The organism is Bradyrhizobium sp. CSA112 (assembly GCF_029051645.1).
GTDB lineage: Bacteria > Pseudomonadota > Alphaproteobacteria > Rhizobiales > Xanthobacteraceae > Bradyrhizobium.
Genome location: NZ_JAACFS010000001.1, coordinates 314,601 through 336,897, shown reverse-complemented (window position 1 = coordinate 336,897; position 22,297 = coordinate 314,601). Strand labels below are relative to the sequence as shown.

29 protein-coding genes are annotated in these 22,297 nt (G+C 62.4%); 13 read left to right on the top strand and 16 right to left on the bottom strand.

Annotation, left to right across the window (positions count from 1 at the left end):
- The first annotated feature begins 110 nt into the window (after positions 1–110).
- The 5 genes from GWE18_RS01795 to GWE18_RS01775 all read left to right on the top strand — a co-directional run bounded on the left by GWE18_RS01795 (position 111) and on the right by GWE18_RS01775 (position 4,555).
- Complete coding sequence (locus GWE18_RS01795; protein ID WP_275184090.1) at positions 111–1,292, top strand: ABC transporter substrate-binding protein; 1,182 nt, start codon at positions 111–113, stop codon at positions 1,290–1,292.
- A gap of 44 nt (positions 1,293–1,336) precedes the next feature.
- Entirely contained in the window at positions 1,337–2,281 is a 945-nt protein-coding gene (locus tag GWE18_RS01790) for a YVTN family beta-propeller repeat protein (protein ID WP_275184089.1), read from the top strand.
- Positions 2,282–2,349: 68 nt separating this feature from the next.
- A complete protein-coding gene (locus GWE18_RS01785) occupies positions 2,350–3,099 on the top strand; it encodes an ABC transporter ATP-binding protein (RefSeq protein WP_275184642.1) in 750 nt (249 codons plus the stop codon).
- Positions 3,096–3,947, top strand: coding sequence for an ABC transporter permease (locus tag GWE18_RS01780; protein ID WP_275184088.1), 852 nt, complete (start codon positions 3,096–3,098; stop codon positions 3,945–3,947). The genes GWE18_RS01785 and GWE18_RS01780 overlap by 4 nt, the downstream gene beginning before the upstream one ends.
- Positions 3,944–4,555 (top strand): hypothetical protein, encoded by a 612-nt coding sequence (locus GWE18_RS01775; RefSeq protein ID WP_275184087.1) that lies wholly within the window; start codon positions 3,944–3,946, stop codon positions 4,553–4,555. The genes GWE18_RS01780 and GWE18_RS01775 overlap by 4 nt, the downstream gene beginning before the upstream one ends.
- 3 nt (positions 4,556–4,558) lie before the next feature.
- On the opposite strand, the gene GWE18_RS01770 is transcribed toward GWE18_RS01775, so the two are convergent.
- Positions 4,559–5,134 carry a PQQ-dependent catabolism-associated CXXCW motif protein gene (locus GWE18_RS01770; protein WP_275184086.1) on the bottom strand — a complete coding sequence of 192 codons (576 nt, stop codon included), beginning with the start codon at positions 5,132–5,134 and terminating at the stop codon, positions 4,559–4,561.
- A complete protein-coding gene (locus GWE18_RS01765) occupies positions 5,131–6,015 on the bottom strand; it encodes a substrate-binding domain-containing protein (protein WP_275184085.1) in 885 nt (294 codons plus the stop codon). The genes GWE18_RS01770 and GWE18_RS01765 overlap by 4 nt, the downstream gene beginning before the upstream one ends.
- A gap of 235 nt (positions 6,016–6,250) precedes the next feature.
- On the opposite strand from GWE18_RS01765, the gene GWE18_RS01760 reads away from it, so the two are divergent.
- Positions 6,251–7,174 carry a quinoprotein relay system zinc metallohydrolase 2 gene (locus GWE18_RS01760; protein WP_275184084.1) on the top strand — a complete coding sequence of 308 codons (924 nt, stop codon included), beginning with the start codon at positions 6,251–6,253 and terminating at the stop codon, positions 7,172–7,174.
- Between the two features lie 68 nt (positions 7,175–7,242).
- Positions 7,243–8,058: a quinoprotein dehydrogenase-associated SoxYZ-like carrier gene (locus GWE18_RS01755; RefSeq protein ID WP_275184083.1), complete on the top strand. Its 816-nt coding sequence runs from the start codon at positions 7,243–7,245 to the stop codon at positions 8,056–8,058.
- Between the two features lie 213 nt (positions 8,059–8,271).
- On the opposite strand, the gene GWE18_RS01750 is transcribed toward GWE18_RS01755, so the two are convergent.
- A complete protein-coding gene (locus tag GWE18_RS01750) occupies positions 8,272–8,631 on the bottom strand; it encodes a hypothetical protein (RefSeq protein ID WP_275184082.1) in 360 nt (119 codons plus the stop codon).
- Between the two features lie 104 nt (positions 8,632–8,735).
- On the opposite strand from GWE18_RS01750, the gene GWE18_RS01745 reads away from it, so the two are divergent.
- From GWE18_RS01745 to GWE18_RS01725, 5 genes are read left to right on the top strand one after another with little or no spacing between them, the layout of a single operon-like run.
- Positions 8,736–9,692, top strand: coding sequence for an ABC transporter substrate-binding protein (locus GWE18_RS01745; RefSeq protein ID WP_275184641.1), 957 nt, complete (start codon positions 8,736–8,738; stop codon positions 9,690–9,692).
- A 1-nt stretch (position 9,693) separates the two neighbouring features.
- Complete coding sequence (locus GWE18_RS01740; RefSeq protein ID WP_275184081.1) at positions 9,694–10,431, top strand: ABC transporter permease subunit; 738 nt, start codon at positions 9,694–9,696, stop codon at positions 10,429–10,431.
- Positions 10,421–11,149, top strand: coding sequence for an ABC transporter ATP-binding protein (locus GWE18_RS01735; protein ID WP_275184080.1), 729 nt, complete (start codon positions 10,421–10,423; stop codon positions 11,147–11,149). Before GWE18_RS01740 ends, GWE18_RS01735 begins: the two co-directional genes overlap by 11 nt.
- A 47-nt stretch (positions 11,150–11,196) precedes the next feature.
- Complete coding sequence (locus GWE18_RS01730; protein WP_275184079.1) at positions 11,197–11,988, top strand: pentapeptide repeat-containing protein; 792 nt, start codon at positions 11,197–11,199, stop codon at positions 11,986–11,988.
- A 35-nt stretch (positions 11,989–12,023) separates the two neighbouring features.
- Positions 12,024–12,368 (top strand): hypothetical protein, encoded by a 345-nt coding sequence (locus GWE18_RS01725; RefSeq protein ID WP_275184078.1) that lies wholly within the window; start codon positions 12,024–12,026, stop codon positions 12,366–12,368.
- A 28-nt stretch (positions 12,369–12,396) separates the two neighbouring features.
- Here the strand turns inward: GWE18_RS01725 and GWE18_RS01720 are convergent, their stop codons facing one another.
- The 4 genes from GWE18_RS01720 to GWE18_RS01705 form a co-directional block, all read right to left on the bottom strand.
- Positions 12,397–12,633 (bottom strand): hypothetical protein, encoded by a 237-nt coding sequence (locus GWE18_RS01720; protein WP_275184077.1) that lies wholly within the window; start codon positions 12,631–12,633, stop codon positions 12,397–12,399.
- Between the two features lie 121 nt (positions 12,634–12,754).
- Entirely contained in the window at positions 12,755–13,567 is an 813-nt protein-coding gene (locus GWE18_RS01715; protein WP_275184076.1) for a hypothetical protein, read from the bottom strand.
- Between the two features lie 384 nt (positions 13,568–13,951).
- Positions 13,952–14,032 (bottom strand): pyrroloquinoline quinone precursor peptide PqqA, encoded by an 81-nt coding sequence (pqqA, locus tag GWE18_RS01710; RefSeq protein WP_035728097.1) that lies wholly within the window; start codon positions 14,030–14,032, stop codon positions 13,952–13,954.
- A 301-nt stretch (positions 14,033–14,333) separates the two neighbouring features.
- Complete coding sequence (locus tag GWE18_RS01705) at positions 14,334–14,663, bottom strand: hypothetical protein (RefSeq protein ID WP_275184075.1); 330 nt, start codon at positions 14,661–14,663, stop codon at positions 14,334–14,336.
- A 157-nt stretch (positions 14,664–14,820) separates the two neighbouring features.
- Here GWE18_RS01705 and GWE18_RS01700 point away from each other — a divergent pair, with 157 nt between their 5' ends.
- On the top strand, positions 14,821–15,069 hold the full coding sequence (locus tag GWE18_RS01700; RefSeq protein ID WP_275184074.1) for a hypothetical protein: 249 nt from the start codon (positions 14,821–14,823) through the stop codon (positions 15,067–15,069).
- Positions 15,070–15,166: 97 nt separating this feature from the next.
- Here the strand turns inward: GWE18_RS01700 and GWE18_RS01695 are convergent, their stop codons facing one another.
- The 9 genes from GWE18_RS01695 to phnG form a co-directional block, all read right to left on the bottom strand.
- A complete protein-coding gene (locus tag GWE18_RS01695) occupies positions 15,167–15,778 on the bottom strand; it encodes a pyridoxamine 5'-phosphate oxidase family protein (RefSeq protein WP_275184073.1) in 612 nt (203 codons plus the stop codon).
- A gap of 108 nt (positions 15,779–15,886) precedes the next feature.
- Positions 15,887–16,486, bottom strand: a complete 600-nt coding sequence (gene phnN / locus GWE18_RS01690) for a phosphonate metabolism protein/1,5-bisphosphokinase (PRPP-forming) PhnN (RefSeq protein WP_275184072.1) — start codon at positions 16,484–16,486, stop codon at positions 15,887–15,889.
- Positions 16,483–17,634: an alpha-D-ribose 1-methylphosphonate 5-triphosphate diphosphatase gene (locus GWE18_RS01685; RefSeq protein ID WP_275184071.1), complete on the bottom strand. Its 1,152-nt coding sequence runs from the start codon at positions 17,632–17,634 to the stop codon at positions 16,483–16,485. The genes phnN and GWE18_RS01685 overlap by 4 nt, the downstream gene beginning before the upstream one ends.
- 14 nt (positions 17,635–17,648) lie before the next feature.
- On the bottom strand, positions 17,649–18,347 hold the full coding sequence (gene phnL, locus GWE18_RS01680; RefSeq protein WP_275184070.1) for a phosphonate C-P lyase system protein PhnL: 699 nt from the start codon (positions 18,345–18,347) through the stop codon (positions 17,649–17,651).
- A gap of 8 nt (positions 18,348–18,355) precedes the next feature.
- Positions 18,356–19,150, bottom strand: coding sequence for a phosphonate C-P lyase system protein PhnK (phnK, locus tag GWE18_RS01675; RefSeq protein ID WP_275184069.1), 795 nt, complete (start codon positions 19,148–19,150; stop codon positions 18,356–18,358).
- Positions 19,143–20,027, bottom strand: coding sequence for an alpha-D-ribose 1-methylphosphonate 5-phosphate C-P-lyase PhnJ (locus GWE18_RS01670; protein WP_275184068.1), 885 nt, complete (start codon positions 20,025–20,027; stop codon positions 19,143–19,145). The genes phnK and GWE18_RS01670 overlap by 8 nt, the downstream gene beginning before the upstream one ends.
- Positions 20,024–21,127 (bottom strand): carbon-phosphorus lyase complex subunit PhnI, encoded by a 1,104-nt coding sequence (locus GWE18_RS01665; protein WP_275184067.1) that lies wholly within the window; start codon positions 21,125–21,127, stop codon positions 20,024–20,026. Before GWE18_RS01665 ends, GWE18_RS01670 begins: the two co-directional genes overlap by 4 nt.
- A 2-nt stretch (positions 21,128–21,129) precedes the next feature.
- Entirely contained in the window at positions 21,130–21,735 is a 606-nt protein-coding gene (gene phnH, locus GWE18_RS01660; protein ID WP_275184066.1) for a phosphonate C-P lyase system protein PhnH, read from the bottom strand.
- Between the two features lies 1 nt (position 21,736).
- Positions 21,737–22,210 carry a phosphonate C-P lyase system protein PhnG gene (gene phnG / locus GWE18_RS01655; RefSeq protein ID WP_275184065.1) on the bottom strand — a complete coding sequence of 158 codons (474 nt, stop codon included), beginning with the start codon at positions 22,208–22,210 and terminating at the stop codon, positions 21,737–21,739.
- Positions 22,211–22,297 lie beyond the last annotated feature (87 nt).

Below are 22,297 nucleotides of genomic sequence, written 5' to 3'. Positions count from 1 at the left end.
GGCGTGAAGCCGTCCCAACAAAATTGAGTTGCAAGCCAAGACAATTCGGTCATGGTTCAAGGCAAAGGTCTTCGTGCGGCGAAGTCGAGAGGACCTGTCAGGGAGGAGCCATGATCCGATGGTTGGTTGCTGCGATCGGCTTGAGCATCGCGGCTACCCCCGTGCTGGCGGCAGACCCCATCGAGATCGGCGTCGGCTATCTCGGCCGCGCCGGCGTCAAGCCGAAATTGTCGCTCGTCGAACTGCCGGCCGAGAACGACGGCCTTGCCGGCGCACGCCTTGCCATCGAGGACAACAACACCACGGGAAAGTTCCTCAATCAACACTTCAAGTTGGAGGAAGTTCGGCTCAAGGACAATGAGGACGTCGCGAAGGCAGCAGCAACGCTTGCCGAACGCACCGGCTTCATCATTGCCGACCTTCCGGCGGACGATTTATTGAAGGCGGCCGACGCGCTTCGCGATCGCGGAACGCTGCTACTAAATGCCGGCGCGATCGACGACCGGCTGCGCGAGCAGGACTGTCGCGCCAACGTGATCCATGTCGCGCCGACGCGCTCGATGCTCGCGGATGCACTCGCCCAGTACCTGGTATGGAAGCAATGGAAGCGCTGGCTGTTCGTCGTCGGTTCGCATGATCGGGACAAACTGTACGCCGACGCATTGCGACGCGCAGCGACGCGCTTCGGCGCCAGGATCGTTCAGGAACGAATTTTCGAGGATACCGGCGGCGCCCGTCGTACCGACAGCGGGGTCACCTTGATCCAGCGGCAAATGCCGGTATTCACCCAGCAAGCGCCTGCCTACGACGTCCTCGTCGCTGCGGACGAAAGCGAGGTATTCGCGTCCTATCTGCCCTACCGCACCTGGGACCCGCGGCCGGTTGCGGGCTCGGCGGGGCTGGTTCCATCCAGTTGGCACGCCGCGCAGGATCAATGGGGCGCGATCCAGATCCAGAACCGGTTTGCAAAACTGAATTCGCGACACATGACCGCACTGGACATGCAGGCATGGACGGCAGCGCGTATGATCGGTGAAGCAGCGTCGCGCACCAAATCTGGTGATACAAAAGCAGTGTCGGATTTCCTAAAAGGGCCCGACTTTTCCATTGCGGCGTTCAAGGGCCGGCGGTTGACGCTGCGGAACTGGAATCTGCAGCTTCGTCAACCGATCCTGCTGGTCGATGGACGCATGGTGGTCTCGGTTTCGCCGCAGGAGGGATTCCTGCACCAGGTGTCGGAGCTTGACACGCTTGGCGCCGATCGGCCGGAAACCAAATGCAAGCTACGTTGAACGAGGAGAAATTGCGCATGTGGCGGTGGTGCCTGATTTTCGGAATGACTGCCTGGCTTGCGACGGCGACCCCTGCCTTGGCCTTCATCGCCTATGTCTCCAACGAGAAGAGCAACACCGTATCTGTGATCGATACCAACAGTTGGACCGTCACCAAGACGATCAAGGTCGGCCAGCGGCCGCGTGGCATCGAATTCACGAGAGACGGCAAGTTTGTGTTCGTGGCCGTCGGCGACGACGACAGCATTCAGGTCATCGACGTTGCCAAGCAGGAGGTCGTCGACACCCTGCCCTCCGGCCCGGATCCCGAACTGTTCGCCCTCGATGCTGACGGCAAGATCCTCTACGTCGCCAACGAAAACGACAACACGGTGACCATCATCGACGTCGAGAAGCGTACGCGTCTCGGCGAAATTCAGGTCGGCGTCGAGCCGGAGGGCATGGCGATCAGCCCGGATGGCGCAATCCTGATCAATACGTCCGAGACGACCAACATGGCGCATTTTATCGATACCAAGACGCACCAGATCGTCGCCAACGTGCTGGTCGATGCGCGCCCGCGCTTCGCCGAGTTCAAGCGTGACAATTCCGAAGTGTGGGTATCCTCGGAGATCGGCGGCACCGTTTCGGTGATCGATCCGGTCAAGCGGGAGGTGATGAAAAAGATTGAATTCGAGATTCCCGGCTTGCGGAGCGAGGCCATCCAGCCGGTCGGCATCGGCATGACCAAGGACGGCAAGACCGCTTTCGTCGCGCTCGGCCCTGCCAATCGCGTCGCGGTCGTCGATGCCACCAGCCACAAGGTCACCAAATATCTGCTGGTGGGGCAACGGGTGTGGCACATGGCATTCACCCCGGACGAGAAATATCTGATGGTTACCAATGGCGTTTCGAACGACGTCTCGGTGATCGACGTCGCCGCGCAAAAGGTCATCAAGACGATCCAGGTCGGTGAACTGCCCTGGGGTATCACGATTGCACAACCATGACGGCCACTGACGCATTTTCCGCCGGTCAGAACATGCAGGACATCCCTTCCCGGCCCGCAGCCGCGGAGATGCCTGCATTGTCGATCGACGGCGTCAGCCATTCCTATGGCGCGCGGCATGCGCTGATCGACATCGGCTTCACCGTCGCACCGGCAAGTTTCACGGCGCTGCTTGGCCTGAATGGCGCCGGCAAGAGCACCCTCTTCTCGCTGATCACGCGGCTGTTCGGAATCCAGCGCGGACATATCGGAATTTTCGGCCACGACGTCGCGCATGCGCCCGGCGAAGCATTACGGTTGCTCGGCGTGGTGTTTCAGCCCCGCACGCTCGATCTCGATCTTTCGGTGACGCAGAACCTGCTTTATCACGCCGCCTTGCATGGCATCGCCAGGCGCGATGCCCGCGTACGCAGCCGCGAGGTGCTGGCGCGCATCGGCCTTGACGACCGCGCCGGCAGCAAGGTGCGCGACCTCTCCGGCGGCCAGATGCGACGATTGGAAATCGCGCGGGCGCTGCTGCATCGCCCGCGCCTGCTCCTGCTCGACGAGGCGACAGTCGGCCTCGACGTCAAGGCACGCGCCGACATCCTCAACCACGTCCGCCAACTGGTTACCGAACAGGGAATAAGCGTGTTGTGGGCGACGCATCTGTTCGACGAGATCGGCTCGAATGACGATCTGGTGGTTCTGCATCAGGGCCGGGTACTGGCCCAGGGCAAGGTGGCGCAGGTCATCGCCGATGCCGGCGGCAGCGATATCAACACGGCGTTCATGCGGCTGACCGGCTCCACCGCACCAAGCGGGAGCCCAACATCATGACTTCCGCAACCACCATAAGGCCAATCCGAAGCGGCTTCTCGCTCGCCGAATATCTCACCTGCCTGAACGGCATTGTGTGGCGCGAGGCGCTTCGTTTCCTGCATCAGCGTGAACGCTTCGTCTCGGCGCTGGTGCGGCCGTTGGTATGGCTGTTCATCTTCGCCGCCGGCTTCCGTCAGGTGCTCGGCCTTTCCATCATCCCGCCGTACGAGACCTACATTCTGTACGAGGTCTACATCGCGCCCGGCCTGATGGCGATGATCCAGCTCTTCAACGGCATGCAGTCCTCGCTCTCCATGGTCTATGACCGCGAGATGGGCAATATGCGGACCTTGCTTGTCAGCCCGCTGCCGCGATGGTTTCTCTTGTCCTGCAAGCTTCTGGCGGGAACCGCGGTCTCGCTGCTCCAGGTGTATGCTTTTCTGCTGATCGCCTGGTTCTGGGATATCGCGCCGCCGCCGGCCGGCTATCTCACGGTGCTACCGGCGCTGGTCCTGTCCGGCCTGATGCTCGGCGCCTTGGGAATGCTGATCTCTTCCGGCATCAAGCAGCTTGAGAATTTTGCGGGCGTGATGAACTTTGTCATCTTTCCGATGTTCTTTGCTTCCTCAGCGCTCTATCCGCTGTGGCGTATCCTGGAGAGCAGCCCGATGCTCTACTATGTCTGCCTGTTCAATCCATTCACGCACGCCGTGGAGCTGATACGTTTCGCGCTGTACGGACAACTGAACTGGATCGCGCTCGCGGTCGTCGGCGGCTGCACGATCGCCTTCATGATCGGCGCAATTTACGCATACGATCCGTCGCGCGGCTTGATCCGCCGCGGACCGGCTGGAGGCGAGGCATGAAATATCGGGTCGCGATCGCAGCATGGCTTGCCGTTACGGCGACGGCCACGCTCGGCCATGCGGCCGATCCCCGCTATCCGGACTGGCCGTGCACCCAAGCCAAGGTGCCCGAGATTTCCCTTGCCGCGGTGTGGGCAGGCCCGCCGCTCGACGATATCTCCGGCAAATGGAAGGACGATGCCACGGTCAGCGCGCTGGTCGCCAAGTTGGCGGCAAGGCGGACCCCGCTCGAGGAAGCACAAAAGGCGATTGCGGAGTATCTGAGCGGTGCCGCCGACAAGACCGCAAGCGGAAAACTGCTGTTTGCCGGTCTGTTCGAATCCCTCAATGCCCAACGCTCCCAGGTTATGAACGGGCTGGAGCGCGTCACCCGCAAACAGCGCGAGGCGGCGGACAAGATCCGCGCCGACACGCTTGCCTTGCAGGCGTTGCAGAGTGAAACGCCGCCCGACCAGGCGAAAATCGACGACCTCGGCAACCAGCTTGTTTGGCAGACGCGCATCTTCGAAGACCGGCGCAATGTCATCAAATTCGTCTGCGAAGTTCCAACGGCGATCGACCAGCGCCTGTTCGCTCTCGGAAGAACGATTCAGCAAGAGATGGAATAGTTGCTAACGCGGCGATGAAGCCTCCTCGACCGTCCGCGGCTCCGGTAGCGACTCGGCTAAATCCAAGCCGGCGCGCTCCCAGCCATCGGTTCCTTCGGGGTACCACGCCACATTGGAATAGCCGTATGTCAGGATTCGCTTTGCCGCGTTCCAGGACATCCAGCAATCGGCCTGACAGTAAATTACCACCAGCGCGTTATCGTTGCCCGCCGTCGCGCGGACGAGCCCGCGCCGCAGATAATCTTCCGTCGCCGCTGCGAGCTTGCCGTAGCCGGTGTCCGGTAGCCACATGCTGCCGGGAATGTTGAGTCGCGGCTGGTCGCGCCAGACGGTGCCTTGAGGAAGATTTTGCGGCTTCGGCGCGCGAGGCATTACGTCGATAAATACGCCCGCCTTGGCTCGCCAGATCGAGGCGGCCTCCGCGGTCGTCAGAACGCGCGCACCGGCAAGCGTCGCGGGAACCGGCGCGCGGTAATCTTCCATGCGGTACCCGTCGGGCTCGGAAGGCCCTTCCTGCGCTGATGCCGGGACAATGAATGTGAGTGCCGCAAGGACCAGGCCTGCGAGCGCTTCCTTCATGGCGCTTTCGTTGCCGTCTCTGCGCCGATCGGCCGGTCGTTGTCGTCCAGCAAGGGAACGCCGTAGTCCAGCAATATCTTGTTGATGGCGGTCTGGTTCTCCTGGATCACGCGGTTGAGCTGCCGCTTCCAGTTCTGGTCGGCGGCACGCACTCCCATGCCGATACGGTACGCCAATCGTGGGCCTGTCTTTTCCTTCACCAGAGGCGTGACGTGAAGCGGCGGGTTCGCCTTTTTCGCATAGAAGCCCGCCATCGGTCCCCAGAGAATGCCGGCGTCGATCTTGCCGGACATCAGGTCGGCGATCATGGCCTCCGCCGACGAGTCCAGTCGGGTATCGACCATCAACTGATATGGTTTGGCATTCGCCATCAGGCCGTTGACCGCCATGTTCGTGGCAGGCGGCGTGCCGGCCACGATGCCAATATGCTTGCCCTTCAGGCGCTCGTCTTCCAGCGTCGTCACTTCCTCGAGGCCGCTGCCTTTCTTAGCGACCAGCGCGTAGGCGGTGCGGTAATAGGGATTGGTGCCTTGAACCAAGTCGTCGCCCTGCGGGAAGCCCATGATGACGTCGCAACGATGGGCGCCAAGCGTCATCCGGACGAAACCGGTCGCCTGCGGGAAATACATGTAATCGAGCTTTTTGTGCAGCTTCTCGGCGAACAGTTCTGCGACCTTGTTCTCGAATCCCTCACCCTTGTCGTTGGAGAACGGCAAATTGTGCGGGTCGGCGCAGACGCGCAGCACCTTGGGATCGACGAGCTCGATCGACAAATCGCCGCCTTCTTTGATCTGGGCGCGAGCGTCATCTCGCCCGAGGAGTACGGCGATGATCGCCAATGTTGCAATCGCCAGCCAGCGCTTACGTCCGGCATATATCATCGAAAGCTGCTGCACTTCCGGCCCGCCATGGTTGCCAATTCGGAGAAATATCGGCAACCTCGACGAACGGAGTTCCGTTGAAGCCGCAGACAGGCAAAATGCTATGCTTGTCAATTGGAGCGTGCAACAGGAATAATCCCCGGAGCGGACTCGCCGCCTGTGCTGCGACGCAAACGTAGGCGCGATGAAACATGGGATTGCCGATAGCGCTTCTTGGTGAGACGGAGGCCAAAATATGGCTCATCCCGCATTGATCCTTGCCGCGCTGGCGATGCTCGCTCCGGCAATGGCCGCGTTCGCGCAGCAACAGGAGTTGCGCGTCAACTCCGTCGCCGATGGCATATTTGTGCATAACGGCCAAATCGCGCAGATGACGCGCGAGAACGAGGGCGCGATTGCGAATGTCAGTTTCATCGTTGGCGAGGACGCGGTCGCGGTGATCGATACCGGCGGCAGCCTTCGCGAGGGACGACAACTGATGGCAGCTATTCGTGCCCGAACCGACAAGCCGATCCGGTACGTCATCAACACGCACGGCCACCCCGATCACGTTTTCGGCAACGGCGCGTTCGTGCAGGATGGCACGACCTTCATCGGCCACGCGAACCTGCCACGCGCGCTGGCCGCGCGCGGACAATTCTATCTCGATGCATTTCGCCGTACCATGGGCGATCAGTTGATCGACGAGATACGCATCGTGCCGCCAACGCTGCTCGTCAGCGGCACGCTCAATCTGGATCTCGGACGACGGCCCCTCGTCGTGCGGGCATGGCCTGCCGCGCATAGTGATTGCGATCTCACGGTACTTGACGAAAAAACCGGAACTCTGTTCGCGGGCGATCTGGTGTTTCTGGCCCACACGCCCGTGCTGGACGGCAGCCTCCGCGGCTGGCTGGCCGCAATCGGTGAGCTCAGCGCGCTGCCCGCACAGCGCGTGGTTCCTGGTCACGGTCCTGTGAGCGGGTGGCCGGTCGCCCTTGCCGACCAGCGCCGCTATCTCCAAACGCTGGCCTCAGACGTACGTGGGCTCATCGCCCGCGGCCAGCCGATCGCGGCCGCCGGCACGGCAGCGAGCTCCGAGCGATCCCGATGGGAATTGTTCGACGACTTCAACGCCCGCAACGCAACCGCAGCATTTTCGGAAATTGAATGGGAATGACGCGGGCGTTGCCCTATATTGCGTTCGTTTATTGCGTTCGTTGCCTCCATCCGTTGCGAAGGTGGTGCATGCCCGGATATCTTTTTCGCCTGCTCGGCGTCGCTGGCTTGCTGCTGTTCGGCGCGCCGCTGACGCTTGCGGCAACGCCAGACCCCTGGCCCGGCCTGGTCCAGGACATCTTCAACAATCGCCCGATGAACGATGGCAGCGACGTGATCGCCATCGAAATGCCGTCGCGCGCCGAGGATGCCGCAGTTGTGCCGGTGACCTTGCGAACGAAGCTTTCGCCCGGCGACGGCCGCAAGGTGCTGAACATTACGCTCGTCATCGACCAGAACCCTGCGCCGATGGCCGCAAAATTCCAGCTCGGGCCGGACGCCCAAGTGTCTGAGATCTCCACCCGCGTCCGCGTCAACAATTACACCGATGTTCACGCGGTGGCCGAACTCAGCGACGGCAAACTTTACATGACCAAGACCTATGTGAAGGCGTCCGGCGGCTGCTCGGCGCCCGCCGCCAAAAATGCCGACGAAGCCAAGAGCAGATTAGGCCAGATGCGCTACCGGCAGTTCGGGAAAGCCGGTGAAGGCCCCGCCAACGGCGCGCGCGAGGCCCAGATCATGATCGGCCATCCCAACAATTCCGGCCTGCAGATGGACCAGGTCACGCAACTATATGTCCCGGCATTCTTCATCAATGAACTGCGGCTTTGGCAGGACGACAGCCTGGTGTTGACGATGGAGGGCGGCATTTCGATTTCGGAAGATCCCAATATCAGGTTCACCTACGTGTCGAATGGCGCGAAACATTTCCGTGCCGAGGCCAAGGATACCGAAGGACACGTCTTCCAGCGCGAATGGAAGATCGACGATTCCGGAATTTGATCCCGCGGATGGAGTACTTTCCGTATCCCGGACGCGGTGCAGCGCGATAGCGCTGCTCCGCTGAGCCGGGACCCATTTCGGACATCGTGCGCTCTGCTGACATGGGCCCCGGCTCTGCAGCGCGTCACTCGCGTGCCGCGCTGCGTCCGGGGCACGGGGGAAACGGCTGCCGCCTGATAGTCGGCGCCTCCGAAGCGTTGGCGCTCCGCCGTTTCAGAAACAGCGTACTTCCGCTTCGGCCTGGGCCCGCCTGAGCTGTTTGAGCGCATTTGCCGCCTGCTCGGATGTACGGAATGGTCCGCCCATATCTCCCCGGACCTGCGACACGCTGAGCACGGTTTCGGCCGTGACATAGCGCTCATAGGGCACGAGCGAAGCGATAACATCGATCGAACAGGAGCATTGCTCGATCGCCTGCCGCGTCTCGCCATTTGCCTTCAAGCAGCCAAACGCGTATTCGACGCGCGCCGACGTCGGATAATCGTTGATGTCCTGGGCGCGCGCGAGCGCTGCCATCGTCATCAGCGCCGTCAACGCGGCGACAATACGTCGTACCGATCCGACAAGCATCATCGTCTTCCTTCCGCTGCTAACCGTGGAAGCTATGCTATGACTGTCCCGCTGAAAAGCAGACGTTCGAGGAAACGGCTCGAGGCGCCATGAAATTTTTTGTTCGCATGCTGCTTGCTACGATTGTTACTGTCTCGCTCGGCACGTGTTGCAGCGCCGAGGCTTTGCGCGTTGCGGTGCAGAAGACCGGAACATTCGCCTGGGAACTCGCAGTGATCCGCGCGCACGGCCTCGACAAGCAGGCCAACCTTTCGGTCCAGATTCTCGAACTGGCGAGCCCGGAGGCGGGTAAGATAGCGCTTCGCGCCGGGAACGCCGACATTGTGGTCACCGATTGGCTTTGGGTGTCGCGCGAACGCGGGCTTGGCGCCAAACTGACATTCTATCCTTATTCGAGCGCGCTCGGCGCCGTGATGGTGCCTGCCTCATCACCGATTCAGACCTTGGCCGATCTCAAGGGCCGCAAGCTCGCCGTTGCAGGTGGCCCGATCGACAAGAGCTGGCTGCTGCTGCTGGCGTGGTTGAAGCAGAGCGGCATCGACCTGAAGTCGGACGCGACAATCGCCTATGGCGCGCCACCGCTGCTGGCTGCGAAGACGCTCAGCGGGGAGATGGATGCGACCTTGAACTACTGGAATTTCTGCGCCGGACTGGAAGCGAAGGGTTTCCGCCGCATCGCCGGCATTGAGGATCTGCTGCCGAAACTCGGCGCCAAGGGCCGCACCGCGATGATCGGCTACGTCTTCGACGAAAAATGGGCGAACGCAAACCAGGACAAAATTGCCCGCTTCATCGCCATGACCCGCGCCGCAAAGGAGATCCTGTCGACCTCGGACGCGGAGTGGGAGAAAATTGCGCCACTGACCGGCGCCCCCGACGACGCAACGCTGCGCGCCTATCGCGATCGCTATCGGGAGGGAATTCCACGTCGCCCGGTCGCCGACGAAGAAGCCGACGCGCGCATTCTCTACCGCGTGCTGGCTGACATCGGCGGCCGCGAACTTGTCGGGCCGGCGCCTGAACTCGAATCCGGGACATTCTATCACGCGATCCCGGGAGGCTGAGGTGCCGCGCCTGCTGTCATTCGCCGTGCTCCTCGCAACCTGGTGGATCGGCTCGCTGTTTGCCGGTGACGCGAAGCTGCCACCTCCCCCCACCGTGCTCACGGTCATGATTGCGGAAGCGAGGTCAGGTGACTTATTCTTCCATCTCGGCGTGACGTTGGCGCGCGTTACGCTCGCCTTCACGCTGGCGATGTCGCTGGGCGCCGCGATCGGATACCTGATGGGCCGGGTACGGCTTGCCGATCGGCTGGGCGACCCCTGGCTGATCCTGCTGCTCAATCTGCCGGCGCTCGTGGTCATCGTGCTCGCCTACATCTGGGCCGGATTGACCGAAGTCGCCGCAATTGCGGCAATCGCCATCAACAAACTCCCGACAGCCGTCGTCACGCTGCGCGAGGGGACGCGTGCCCTCGAGGCGGCGCTTGACGAGATGGCGACCGTATTTGCGTTGCCGCGCTGGAAGAAGTTCCGCCACGTCATTTTGCCGCAACTGTCGCCCTATATCGCGGCCGCCGCGCGATCAGGACTTTCCCTGGTCTGGAAGATCGTCCTGGTTGCGGAATTGCTCGGACGTCCGAATGGTATTGGCTTCGAGATTGGCGTGGCGTTCCAGTTGTTCGACATTCCGCTATTGCTTGCCTATTCACTGAGCTTCGCGGCAGTCGTGCTCCTCATTGAAACCTTGTTGGTGCAGCCATTTGAGGCCCGGCTATCCCGGTGGCGTCCCCGTGCGGCTTGAGGTCGATATCGCCAGCAAGACGTTCAAAAGCGCGGCGGGCGAACAGCATGACGTGATCGCCGGCGTGGCCTTTACACTTGATGCAGGAGAAGTCGGTGTATTGGTCGGTCCATCCGGCTGCGGCAAGAGCACGATGCTCAGGATTCTCGCCGGCCTCGACCACGACTTTCAGGGCCGCGTCTCACGTCCCGCCGGCGCGCGCATAGGCTTCGTGTTCCAGGAGCCACGGCTGTTGCCCTGGCGGTCGGTCGAAGAAAATGTACGACTCGTCGCGCCTCTGGCCAATGAGGCAAAGCTTTCAGCCCTCTTTGAAATTCTGGAACTGAAAGCACATCTCAACCATTTTCCCGGCGAACTATCACTCGGCCTCGCCCGGCGCGTCGCCCTCGCCCGTGCGTTCGCCATCGAGCCGGAGTTTCTCATTCTCGACGAACCGCTGGCCTCGCTTGATGTAGCCCTCGCCGCCCGTCTGCGCGATGAGATCGCCATGTTGATGGGTGGCCGTTCCGTCATAACCTTGCTGGTCACCCATGACGTGGATGACGCGGTTCGCCTTGGCGACCGCCTGTTCCTGCTATCGCCGCGCCCGGCGCAGATTCTCGCCGACCTGCCTATCCGCACACCGCGCGGCGAGCGCGGCGACGCCGAAATCGCTGCGATCAAGTTGGACATCATGCGGCGGATCAACGGCACGCCCGCCAAGCGGGATGCCTCATAGGCAGCGCTTGAGGCCGGTGCTAAGATACGTCATCGGCGGGGTTGGAGATGAAACGCTCTATCGGAATCGCAACGCTCGGTCTTGCGCTTGTCACCATGACGGCGACGGCGCAGGACATGATGCGCCACGTGGACCTGTCGTCGCCCGATATGGTCTCTGCTGAAATGACCCGTGCCGAGGTCGAGGCCGCGCTCGCCGCGGCGACCGGCGCCGCGCCTGCCGATTTCACGGGAAAACGATTGTCCGGTCTCGATCTCTCCGGGCTCAACCTATCCGGCGCGATTTTTCGCGCGGCACGGCTCAACAAGACAAAGCTCGCCGGTGCCAGACTCGACCGTGCCATCCTCGACCAGGCGTGGCTGCTCGAGGCGGACCTGACCGGCGCAAGCCTGAAGGGCGCGAACCTGTTCGCTGCGCAGATGGCGCGCGCCCGCCTGGACGGCGCCGATCTTTCGGGCGCACGCGTCGCTGCTGATCTCACCGGCGCCAGCCTTGTCGGAGCTTCGATCGCAGGAGCAAATCTGGGCGCCGACATGCGCAACCAATCGATGGGCCTGATGCGCGCGATCCTGAAATCCGCCAAGCTGGAAAGGCTGAACGCGCGCGGCGCCGACCTGTCGCGCGTCGATCTTGAGTTTGCCTCACTGAAAGGCGCCGACCTGACAGGCGCCTCTCTCAAGGGCGCCCAACTCGGAGGGGCCGACCTCACGGGTGTGACGGCCATCAACACCGATTTCGACGGCGCCGATCTCGCTTCGGTGAAATTGACCGATCCAGTTGGCCTCGACCAGGCAAAGAATTTTGACAAGGCGAAAAACAGTGACCGTCTGATAAGGTAGCGACGGCCCCAGGTTCATTTTGGGAGGATTGCGTGATGGGACGGATACTGGCCTTGGTCGCGCTGTTGTTGGCGAGCACCGGCGAACTTGCCGCACAGGGCAAAGGCATCCGGCTCTGGAATCTGACCACCTCGACCGTTTCGGAATTTCAGCTTTCCCCGGTCGGAAAGAACGACTGGGGACCTAACCAAACCCTGAACGACAAGGACAAGGAAGTCGACCACGACGAGCGCCTGCGCATCACGGGCGTGGAGCCGGGACGCTATGACGCCAAGGTCGGCTATCGCGGCGCGAAACACTGCTTCGTTCGCGGCATCGAAATCAAGGCCGACGCCGTGTTTTCGATCGCGGACAAGGATTTGAAAGACTGCAACAAGTAGCCGCGACAGCCTTCCCGCCGACGACAGCTCAGGCTACGGACCACACGGCGTCATGGAATGCCTTTTGGTTGTTACGTGGATACTCGCAACGCCATTTGACCGCGGTCCATTTCGGATGCTCGCTAACCCACTGCGCGATGTAGGGCTGCGCAGCCATGGTGCACTGCCGTAACGAAACATCTGAAGAGAAGACCAGATGGGTTTCCTCGCAGGTGGTCGGCGAGAGCACCGCACAGACGGTCACGATCAAGTCTATTGGAGTCATGCCCGATATCCCTTGAGTTGCTCCCCGATTGATAACGCAAAAAGCTACGGTAACGGGCGTCTTAAAGTTTCACTACCCCGTGAAAAGCCGGAACCGGGCCGCGTACGTGGCCTCCAGCCCCCTAAAAGTTAACGCCAAATACCAGACGTGCCTGGTGACGCTCGAAATTGGCGAGATCAAGGTTGGCCGTTGACCCGGCCGGACGCCCCCATGCCTGAACGCTCCAGCTCGCGGTCAGTCGCGAGCGTTTCGACAGTTGGAAATACGCGGTCGGACCGACAAATAACGCCTGTCCTGCAAGTTCCTCCAAACCGGTCCCGTCATATTTTCGCAAGTAACGCGCTTCACCGCCCAACAGGAAACCCGGGCGCAGCTGCGCCATTACCGCAAGCGCCGCACCTGCGGTGGATTCCAGCTCCATCGCGCCACTACCGATAACGCGCGTCCACTCCGGTTCGTAGATCAGGTTGAACGCCGCGACGACGCGGTTCGGCACGAGCTCCCGGTCGAACGCCAGCCTGAACTCCGTCCCGAAACTGCGGACCCCTTCAGCCGTGGCCTCATCGACACGATGAGCATGCGCTTCCGTCGCAAGCGTGAGCCCGAATAGAGCCGTTTGCCGATCGAGAAAGCGGTAGCGCAGATCGACCGACCCGCCCTGCCACGATAGCCGGCGCTGGTCGTCAAGACCCGGCACGCCACTGATCGGATGTGACGCAAATGTACTGCCGATCTCGATTCGAAAATTCCGGACAGGCACAAACTCCAGTTCGAACTCCTGACCGACGGCCCGATAACGCCCGCCGTTCTTGCCGAACCGCCCGGTCGTCTCGCTCTGAAACTCCCGTTCACCGACATTGCCGATATCGGTGCCGATCATGAAGCCGAACAGATGCTCGGTATCGATGCCCTCGGCGTGGCCGCAGGCCGGCATCAGCGCTGCAAGAGACACGACCGCCGCCTGGAAGGTCTTTGCACGCGTCGACATTCGCATTCAGCGGGTCATGGGGTTGAACCGGCAAGTCCGGCGGAGTCGGCCGAGGACATACCTAGCATGATGCCGGGACCATCGGCGAGCCATGGGAACGCTTGGAATGCAGAACGCTTGGGATGCAGGTCGGAACGGGGAGGATTCTTGACCGGATCGCCTTGCGGTAGCGGTCAGCAAGGGATTCCTGATCACTTTGGCAGGATCCGCGCCCTGCCTTGCTGCAGGCAGTGGAATTTTCTGGGGATCGTAATTTTCTGGGGATCGTACAGTTTGCCCGACCCGCGGCAACAGGCTGTTGCCGGAGCCGGGCAGACCGTTTCGACGCGTCTATTTACGCGCCGCGCAGGCGTACATGTTGATTTCCATGCCCACCGACACTTCCACGATCTTCGGAGTCTTCCAACTCATCAGGGTTTCTCCCAAGCAGTGTTGGCACGACGTTCGTACCGGCATCAAAACTAGGTTGACCTCGAACGTAGCGCAAGCACGGAAGAGCGGATGTTGACGGTATACCGACGCACCCGACACCCGAAACTTCCCTCTTGGACAAACCTACTTCGCTCTTGGACAAAATGAGCGAGGGAAAGCGGCGGATCGACGCATCCGTCGTCGGTCACAATTCGTGAATTCGGTTTGTCTTCGACGACGGACGCTCCGGTCGAGATGCCGACGGGCTCGGCGACTCCGTCACGGCTTCGGCTCCGCGCCTTCAGCAATCCTTGTCTGCCTCTGTGGTCTTGCTGTCAGGTTTGGCGCCTTCGGCCTGCTGTGCGGCCGTCGGCTCGCCTTGCATCTGCCGCTGCGTATCCTGCGAAGATGCCGCAACATCTCCGGTCGATTGATTCATCTTGTCGGTCGGCGGATGTTGACTGGTGCTACTGGCCATACCCGTTGTTTGGCTTTCACCCATCTTCGCCGGTCCCGAGCCAGCGTCTCTGAGTTTGGCCGCACGGCCCGTGTCACACGGACCCGCCAACGCTGCGCCGGTGCTCAAAACCAGGATGGAGCAACCAGCAATCATGAGCTCTTTCAGCTTCACTGCCTCTCCTTTCTCTTGAAGCACGCACAACGTGATGGGAGGCAACTGACCCGTTGCTTGCAGGTTCCGGGTGGCTACGCGAATCCTGACATGTTTAAGCTGGCGCCCGAGTTCTTTTGGCGAGGCCACTATGGAACCGATTCACTTGAGGGTTCACTTGGGTTTGATCAGTTTTCTTTTCGCGATGTGCATCGCGTCGGGCGCTTTTGCGCAGGACAGGCAGCCTGACCAAAACGCAACAAACGCTGAAACGGCTGTACCCGCCAACGGGCCGTCACTCACCGGGAAAGAACGCATGGGCAGGAAGTGGATGGACGAGCAACGGATCGATAATTGCAACGTGCCTATCGACAAGCGCGGGCAGAAGCCGCGGCCGGGCAATTGCCTGCATTCTCCCTCAGGATGACGCGTGGCCACCGACGACGCCGCCGGCCTGATGCCACTAATACGAACTCATCGTCTGCGCAAATTCGAGCACGCATCGCTGAGTAGACACTGGCGCCCTACCACATCGTCTGCCGGGCGCGTTCCGGCCACTCCCGATCGTATTTCTCGCCGCCGACGGTGTTGTCGCTCATCTCGGCAAGGATCTGGCCGGGCGTCGGCAAGCACCTGGGGTCGATGCGCTTGTCGGGATTCCAGAGGTCGGCGCGTACGATGGCGCGCGCGCACTGGAAGTAAACCTCCTCCACCGCCATGACAATGACGGTGCGCGGCGCCTTGCCCTCCATCTCGAACGACGCGAGCAGGTCCGGATCGGCCGAAACATGCGCGCGGCCGTTGATGCGCAGCGTGCTGCCCGAGCCCGGGATGAGAAACAACAGCGCCACCCTCGGATCGCGCACGATGTTGCGCAGCGAGTCGCAGCGGTTGTTGCCGCGGCGATCCGGCATCATCAACGTCTTCTCGTCGTGGATGCGAACAAAGCCCGGCAGGTCGCCGCGCGGCGAGCAGTCCAGCCCCTCCGGCCCGCAGGTCGCGAGCGCAGCAAACGGCGACTTGTCCATCAGCGCCCGATAGGCCGGCGTGACCTTGTCCGCGACCTTCACGGTCGAGGCATCATTCGGAAAGCCGTAGATGGCCTCGAGTTGCTCGATCGTCGCAATAACGGTCATTTCCGGTCTCCTCACGTAGCGTTTTCGAGCGAAGTGGACACCGGTTCGCATTAAGAAAACGCGTAAAAATAAAAACTGGAGGCCGGTTCTGATTCAATCAGAACCGGCCTACTCGTCCCATCTCTCGCCCTTGATCACGCGGACGAGCTGGCGGGCATGGTATTCGGCGCTGCTGATGTTGACGATGGTAACGTCGGGTGCAGTCGAGGCATCCTCCACCGTGCGGCGCAGGCGGTTTTCGACTATGCCGTCGCTGCTTCGTGCGCGCATCGCAATCCGCTCCGCGAGCACGTTCGGCGGCGCCGTGATGGAAATCACCACCACGTCCGCATAGGCGCGGCGCATTGCGCCAATGACCGTACGCGATACGTTGGCGACGATGGTTCGCCCGGCGCGGATTTCGTCGTCGATCGCGCGCGACAGTGCGTAGCGGTGGCCGTGGGCTTCCCAATGCATGGCATATTCGCCACGCGTCACTGCCTCCTGAAACGTGCCGATGCTGACCTCTTCGTTTTCCTCCGATGCCGACGCTTCACGCGTAATCACGCGGCGGGGAAATACAACGTTGCCATCGTCAGCACAGGCCGCCTTTGCAAGGCCGAGCAGCGTATCCTTGCCCGCACCGCTCGGGCCGACCACGAGCACCAAGCGGCCCGGCCCGATTGCAGCGATTTGATCTGCTGTAGTGGTTGTCAGCGTCTCCGTCATGCGACCCGCCACCCTTCCCGCCAGACGCTGCGCACCACCGGAATACCCCGGGCGACATGCACCCGGATCAGATCGGCGCGCTTGCCGGCTGCGATCTCACCACGGTCGGCCAGGCCCACGGCTTCGGCCGGCGTCTTGGTGACGGTGCGAATGGCGGAGGCCAGATCGATCGCAGGAACCTGCTGCGGCAATTGCAGTGCGGCCATCAACAGGCTCGAGGGGATATAGTCGGACGACAGGATATCCAAGAGTCCTTCCCGGGCGAGATCGATGGCGGCGATGTTGCCGGAGTGCGAGCCACCTCGGACCACGTTCGGCGCGCCCATCAAAATGTCGATGCCCGCCCGGTGCAGCCCGCGCGCGGCTTCCATCGTGGTCGGGAATTCCGCCACCGAAACGCGATCCTGTATCGCGTCGGCGACATTTTCCTCGGTCGTGTCGTCGTGGCTGGCGAGCGGAATCTCATATTGATGCGCAAGGGCTACGATTTCGCGCATGTTGCTCGCGGCATACGCCTTCTGATAGTGGAAGCGCTTCTCGAACAGGGCATCGAGTTCGGCGTCGGTCTTGCCGCCACCTTTTCCGCGGTAATAGTCGCGCAACTTGACCTCGTCGCGGAACTGGCGCTGCCCCGGCGTGTGGTCCATCAGCGACATCAGCCGCACGTCCGGCCGGTCGATCAGCTCCTTGGCTTCCTCGACCACGCTTGGCATCGGGATTTCACAGCGCAGATGCAGAAAGTGATCGGCACGGAGCAGCTTCGCCTCGCGCGCGGATGTGATCGCTTCCGCGAGCACGCCTGCCCTGCCGTCCACTTCCTCGGCGCCGTCCTCGCGCCAGACCCGCAGCGAATCCAGCACGGTGGTGATGCCTGAAGTGGCCAACTGCCCGTCATAGGAGACCACCGCCGCGATCGGATCCCAGAATACTTTCGGGCGCGGCACATAGTGCATTTCGAGGTGGTCGGTATGCAGCTCGATCAGGCCGGGCATGATAAGATCGCCGCCGGCGTCTTCGCTGCCTGCGGGCGCGCTTCCCTCGCCGAACTCGGCGATGCGGCCGTCGGCGAAATTGACCCAGCCGCGTTCGATCACGCGATCGGCCAGCACGATGCGGGCGTTACCGAGGACAGTTTCTTGCCTTGTCATCTCACTCTCTTCCTTCAGGCCGCGGCGGCAAATGACGTCACGTCGACGATGCGGTCGGCGATCAGATGGCGTATTTCGTCGTCATGGACAATCGCCACCATCGCGACCCCCTCTCGCTTCTTCTGCCCGATCAGCTCAACGACAACCGCGCGATTAGCCGCATCGAGCGAGGCGGTTGGTTCGTCCAGCAGCAAAATGGGCAGATCGGAAATGAACCCGCGCGCAATGTTGACCCGCTGCTGTTCGCCGCCGGAGAACGTCGACGGCGGCAGCGCCCACAGCCGCTCGGGAATGTTGAGACGGCGCAGCAGCGCGCCTGCCTGCTCGCGGGCTTCCGCGCGTGCCGATCCGTTCGCGATCAGGGGCTCTGCCACCACGTCGATGGTGGCGACCCGCGGCACCGCACGCAGGAACTGGCTGACATATCCGATGGTCGAGCGGCGCACGCTGAGCACCTGCCGCGGTTCGGCCGTGGCAAGATCGATCACCGCGCCTCGGTGCCGGATGCCGATCCGGCCGCCATCGCAGCGGTAATTGCCAAAGATCATTTTCAGGATCGAGGATTTGCCGGCACCTGAAGGGCCCGACAGCACCACGCATTCCCCCGGCTCGACCTGAAACGAGACGCCGCGCACCACCGGCAGCTCGACGCCGCCCTGCAGATGCATGGTGAAGGTCTTTTCGGCGTTGGTGATGTCGATCATCGCAGTCATTGGCGCGCTCATGCCGGCAGGATCGAGGAAACGAGCAATTGGGTGTAGGGCTCGCGGGGGTCGTCGAGCACCTGGTCGGTCAGCCCGGTTTCGATGACGCGGCCGCCCTTCATCACCATCACGCGATGCGACAATAGCCGCGCCACCGCAAGGTCATGGGTGACGACGATGGCGGCAAGGCCGAGCTCGCTGACGAGATTGCGCATCAGATCGAGCAGCCGCGCCTGCACCGATACATCGAGCCCGCCGGTCGGCTCGTCCATGAATGCCAGGCGCGGCTCGGTGACCAGATTGCGCGCAATCTGCAGCCGCTGCCGCATGCCGCCGGAATAGGCCCGTGGCGCATCGTCGATGCGGGCGGTATCGATCTCGACGCGTTCCAGCCAGGACGAGGCGGTATCGCGGATGCGGCCGTAGTGATTCCAACCCACCGCCATCAGCCGTTCGCCGACATTGGCGCCGGCCGAGACCGCCATCCGCAGGCCCTGCGCGGGATCCTGGTGCACATAGCCCCAGTCGGTGCGGAACAGAAAGCGCCGCTCGGCTTCGCCAAGACTTGCGAGGTCGCGCAACACGCCGTCCCGCATGCGGTATGATACGCACCCACCAGTCGGCGCGAGCTGCGCCGACAACAATTGCAGCAGCGTGGACTTTCCTGATCCGGACTCGCCGACGATTGCCAGCACCTCGCCAGGGTAGAGCGCAAAGGATACGTCACGGCAGGCGGTCAACCGGCCGTAATTCTTGCCGAGGTGATCGGCGACCAGAAGCGGCTGGTCGTCCTGCACGAGGGGCTCAGACATGTGCCCTCTCCTTGTGCGGCGCGGCGCTCTCGCTGCCGCGATGGCCGGCCTGCTGACGCTGCTCGCAATAGTCGGTATCCGAACAGACGAACATCCGCCCGCCTTTGTCATCGGTGACGATTTCGTCCAGGTAGCTATCGGCAGCGCCGCACAGCGCGCAGGGCGCGTCGAACCGGTAGCGCGTGAACGGGTGATCCTCGAAGTCGAGCGATACCACGTCGGTGTGCGGCGGGATCGCGTAGATGCGCTTTTCGCGCCCTGCGCCGAACAGTTGCAGCGCCGGGCAATTGTCCATCTTCGGATTGTCGAACTTCGGCGTCGGCGATGGGTCCATTACATAGCGCGCATTCACCTTCACCGGGTAGGCATAGGAGGTCGCGATATGGCCGAAGCGCGCAATATCCTCGTACAGCTTGACGTGCATCAGGCCGTATTCGCCTAGCGCATGCATGCGCCGCGTCTCGGTCTCGCGCGGCTCCAGGAACCGCAACGGCTCGGGGATCGGCACCTGATAGACCAACACCTGTCCTGCATGCAGCGGCGCCTCGGGAATCCGGTGCCGAGTCTGGATCACGGTGGCATCCGTCGTAAACGTGGTGGTCGCGACGCCGGCCGTCTTGCCGAAGAATTTCCGGATCGAGATCGCGTTGGTGGTATCGTCCGAGCCCTGGTCGATCACCTTCAGCACATCATCGGGCCCGAGGATCGCCGCCGTCACCTGAACGCCGCCGGTTCCCCAGCCATAAGGCATCGGCATTTCACGGCTGGCGAACGGCACCTGGTAACCGGGAATCGCGATCGCCTTCAGGATCGCGCGGCGGATCATCCGTTTGGTCTGTTCGTCGAGATAGGCGAAATTGTAAGCCGGCGCGTTCATTCCGCGGCCTCCTGCATTGGCGGCACCTCGTTCGCCTCGGCAAATTCCTTGCGCAGTTTGCGCAGCAGGCCGAGCTCGGATTGGAAATCGACGTAATGCGGCAGCTTGAGATGCTCGACGAAGCCGGTCGCCTGCACATTGTCCGAGTGCGACATTACGAATTCCTCGTCCTGCGCCGGCGCGATCACTTCCTCGCCGAGTTCGCGGGCGCGCAGGGTGCGGTCGACCAGCGCCATCGACATGGTCTTGCGCTCGCTTTGCCCGAACGCCAGACCATAGCCGCGCGTAAAACACGGCGCTTGCGTCGCCGAACCCTTGAACTGGTTGACCATCTGGCATTCGGTCAACGCGACCGAACCCAGCGGAACGGCGAAGCCGGCATCTTCGGCCATGAACTCAACCTCCACCTCGCCGAAGCGGATTTCGCCGGCAAAGGGATGGTTGCGGCCATAGCCGCGCTGCGACGAATAGCCGAGCGCTAGTAGAAAGCCCTCATCGGCGCGCGCCAGGTTTTGCAGGCGCAAGTCACGATCAGCCGGAAAACTCAACGGTTCGCGCGTCAAATCGCCGACCGGAACATCCGCTTCCGCCGGCGGCGACGGCTCGATCAGGCCGTCGCGGCCGAGAATGTCGGTCACACGCGGAGTCGCGCCTGTGGACGCCTCACCGGTCGCGGGCGCATCGGGCGCTGCCCCATCAGCAAGTTGCGGATCCAGCAGGCGATGGGTGTAATCGAAAGTGGGGCCAAGGATCTGGCCGCCTGGAATATCCTTGAACGTCGAGGAAATCCGGCGACGCACCTGCATCGCGCCGGTATCGACCGGTTCGGTCGCACCAAAGCGTGGCAGCGTAGCGCGGAACGCGCGCACCAGGAAGATGGCCTCGATCAGGTCGCCGCGCGCCTGCTTGATGGCCAGCGCCGCAAGTTCGCGGTCGTACAGCGAGCCCTCGGTCATGACGCGGTCGACGCCGAGCGAAAGCTGCTCGGATATCTGAGCCAGCGACAATTCTGGAATGTCGCGGTCGCCGCGCCGCTCATGCGCCAGCAGACGGTGGGCGTTCTCGATGGCGCGCTCGCCTCCCTTGACGGCAACATACATGGTCAGCCTCCCCTCGCCAGGCGCGTCGTGCGCGGTATTGCAACGATGGCGTCATCATGGACCAGCACGACATCGATGCCGCGCGGGAACAGCGCGGCATTGATGGCAAGCCGCTCGAACAGGTCCTGCGGCTGGATCGAGGCGCGCAGCGCCGCCGTGCCGTTGATGCCGGGGCCCTGCAACTCGACAAGGGGGCCATCCGTCAGGCTTTCGACCTGCAGGATCAGCGTCGTCGAACGGTCCGGATATTCATTGCTGCCGAACGCGAAGCGATCGAGCGACGGAAGGTTTTCGGGATCGCCCGCCAGCGCAAAACTGGCGATCGACGAATCCGAGACGACTGGCGCGCTGGTGTGGAACTTGAGCCATTTGGCGACTTCCGGCGTCGCCGACATCCCCCCATCCAGCCAGACCGGCGTATCATGGTCGAACAGGGTCAACGCGATTGCAGCTGTGCCACGCATCATTGCGGACGGCATCCCTGCCGCGGATACAATGCGCTGAACACTGCCCGGTCGCGCCATCGCATCCATGACAGAGCGGAAAGTCGATTGCGCCGACAACACCTTGTCGGCGAAACCCGCGGGCAATTCGGCAACAGTCGTCATGTCAGCCCTCACCACGCACCAATGTGTAGAAGTCAACCCGCGTCGCCGCGGCCTCAGCAGCCTTGCGGCTGCGCTCCTTGATCATCGCCTCACGCAGCGGCGCGATCACCTCGGCCTCAACTGCGGCGGCGAATTCGTCCGACTGCACCATGGCATCGCACAGCGCGATCAGCTTCGCCTTCTCGCGGTCGCGGCCGAGCGTGTAGCCGAAGCCGACCTCGCCGGTCGACAGCCGCACCGCGGCACGCGACACCGTCGCCTCGCCGAGATTGAACGGCGCGCCGTCGCCGCCGACGCGGCCGCGCACCATGACGAGCCCGTTCTCGGGCGCGCGCAGGTTTTCGTGCACCGGCAACGCGACCGTGCCGAGCAGCCCGGCGATATCGGCCGTTGCGGAATGAGCCAGCACCGCCATCACCGCCTTGCGCCGCGCCTGCCCGCCGCTTTCGCCCGCCAGACTTTCGTTACCCGCCATCACATCGACCTTGCCGGAATCAAGTTGTCTATGATACTAGACAACTTGATAACGAAGCGCCATGACTGTTTAGTGACAATGAGGTGA

What these genes read in the sequence shown, in the direction of transcription:
- GWE18_RS01795 (WP_275184090.1), top strand. Translation starts at nt 111, where the DNA reads ATGATCCGATGGTTGGTTGCTGCGATCGGCTTGAGCATCGCGGCTACC.
- GWE18_RS01790 (WP_275184089.1), top strand. Translation starts at nt 1,337, where the DNA reads ATGACTGCCTGGCTTGCGACGGCGACCCCTGCCTTGGCCTTCATCGCC.
- GWE18_RS01785 (WP_275184642.1), top strand. Translation starts at nt 2,350, where the DNA reads ATGCCTGCATTGTCGATCGACGGCGTCAGCCATTCCTATGGCGCGCGG.
- GWE18_RS01780 (WP_275184088.1), top strand. Translation starts at nt 3,096, where the DNA reads ATGACTTCCGCAACCACCATAAGGCCAATCCGAAGCGGCTTCTCGCTC.
- GWE18_RS01775 (WP_275184087.1), top strand. Translation starts at nt 3,944, where the DNA reads ATGAAATATCGGGTCGCGATCGCAGCATGGCTTGCCGTTACGGCGACG.
- GWE18_RS01770 (WP_275184086.1), bottom strand. Translation starts at nt 5,134, where the DNA reads ATGAAGGAAGCGCTCGCAGGCCTGGTCCTTGCGGCACTCACATTCATT.
- GWE18_RS01765 (WP_275184085.1), bottom strand. Translation starts at nt 6,015, where the DNA reads ATGATATATGCCGGACGTAAGCGCTGGCTGGCGATTGCAACATTGGCG.
- GWE18_RS01760 (WP_275184084.1), top strand. Translation starts at nt 6,251, where the DNA reads ATGGCTCATCCCGCATTGATCCTTGCCGCGCTGGCGATGCTCGCTCCG.
- GWE18_RS01755 (WP_275184083.1), top strand. Translation starts at nt 7,243, where the DNA reads ATGCCCGGATATCTTTTTCGCCTGCTCGGCGTCGCTGGCTTGCTGCTG.
- GWE18_RS01750 (WP_275184082.1), bottom strand. Translation starts at nt 8,631, where the DNA reads ATGATGCTTGTCGGATCGGTACGACGTATTGTCGCCGCGTTGACGGCG.
- GWE18_RS01745 (WP_275184641.1), top strand. Translation starts at nt 8,736, where the DNA reads ATGCTGCTTGCTACGATTGTTACTGTCTCGCTCGGCACGTGTTGCAGC.
- GWE18_RS01730 (WP_275184079.1), top strand. Translation starts at nt 11,197, where the DNA reads ATGAAACGCTCTATCGGAATCGCAACGCTCGGTCTTGCGCTTGTCACC.
- GWE18_RS01725 (WP_275184078.1), top strand. Translation starts at nt 12,024, where the DNA reads ATGGGACGGATACTGGCCTTGGTCGCGCTGTTGTTGGCGAGCACCGGC.
- GWE18_RS01720 (WP_275184077.1), bottom strand. Translation starts at nt 12,633, where the DNA reads ATGACTCCAATAGACTTGATCGTGACCGTCTGTGCGGTGCTCTCGCCG.
- GWE18_RS01715 (WP_275184076.1), bottom strand. Translation starts at nt 13,567, where the DNA reads ATGCCGGCCTGCGGCCACGCCGAGGGCATCGATACCGAGCATCTGTTC.
- pqqA (WP_035728097.1), bottom strand. Translation starts at nt 14,032, where the DNA reads ATGAGTTGGAAGACTCCGAAGATCGTGGAAGTGTCGGTGGGCATGGAA.
- GWE18_RS01695 (WP_275184073.1), bottom strand. Translation starts at nt 15,778, where the DNA reads ATGACCGTTATTGCGACGATCGAGCAACTCGAGGCCATCTACGGCTTT.
- phnN (WP_275184072.1), bottom strand. Translation starts at nt 16,486, where the DNA reads ATGACGGAGACGCTGACAACCACTACAGCAGATCAAATCGCTGCAATC.
- GWE18_RS01685 (WP_275184071.1), bottom strand. Translation starts at nt 17,634, where the DNA reads ATGACAAGGCAAGAAACTGTCCTCGGTAACGCCCGCATCGTGCTGGCC.
- phnL (WP_275184070.1), bottom strand. Translation starts at nt 18,347, where the DNA reads ATGACTGCGATGATCGACATCACCAACGCCGAAAAGACCTTCACCATG.
- phnK (WP_275184069.1), bottom strand. Translation starts at nt 19,150, where the DNA reads ATGTCTGAGCCCCTCGTGCAGGACGACCAGCCGCTTCTGGTCGCCGAT.
- GWE18_RS01670 (WP_275184068.1), bottom strand. Translation starts at nt 20,027, where the DNA reads ATGAACGCGCCGGCTTACAATTTCGCCTATCTCGACGAACAGACCAAA.
- GWE18_RS01665 (WP_275184067.1), bottom strand. Translation starts at nt 21,127, where the DNA reads ATGTATGTTGCCGTCAAGGGAGGCGAGCGCGCCATCGAGAACGCCCAC.
- phnH (WP_275184066.1), bottom strand. Translation starts at nt 21,735, where the DNA reads ATGACGACTGTTGCCGAATTGCCCGCGGGTTTCGCCGACAAGGTGTTG.
- phnG (WP_275184065.1), bottom strand. Translation starts at nt 22,210, where the DNA reads ATGGCGGGTAACGAAAGTCTGGCGGGCGAAAGCGGCGGGCAGGCGCGG.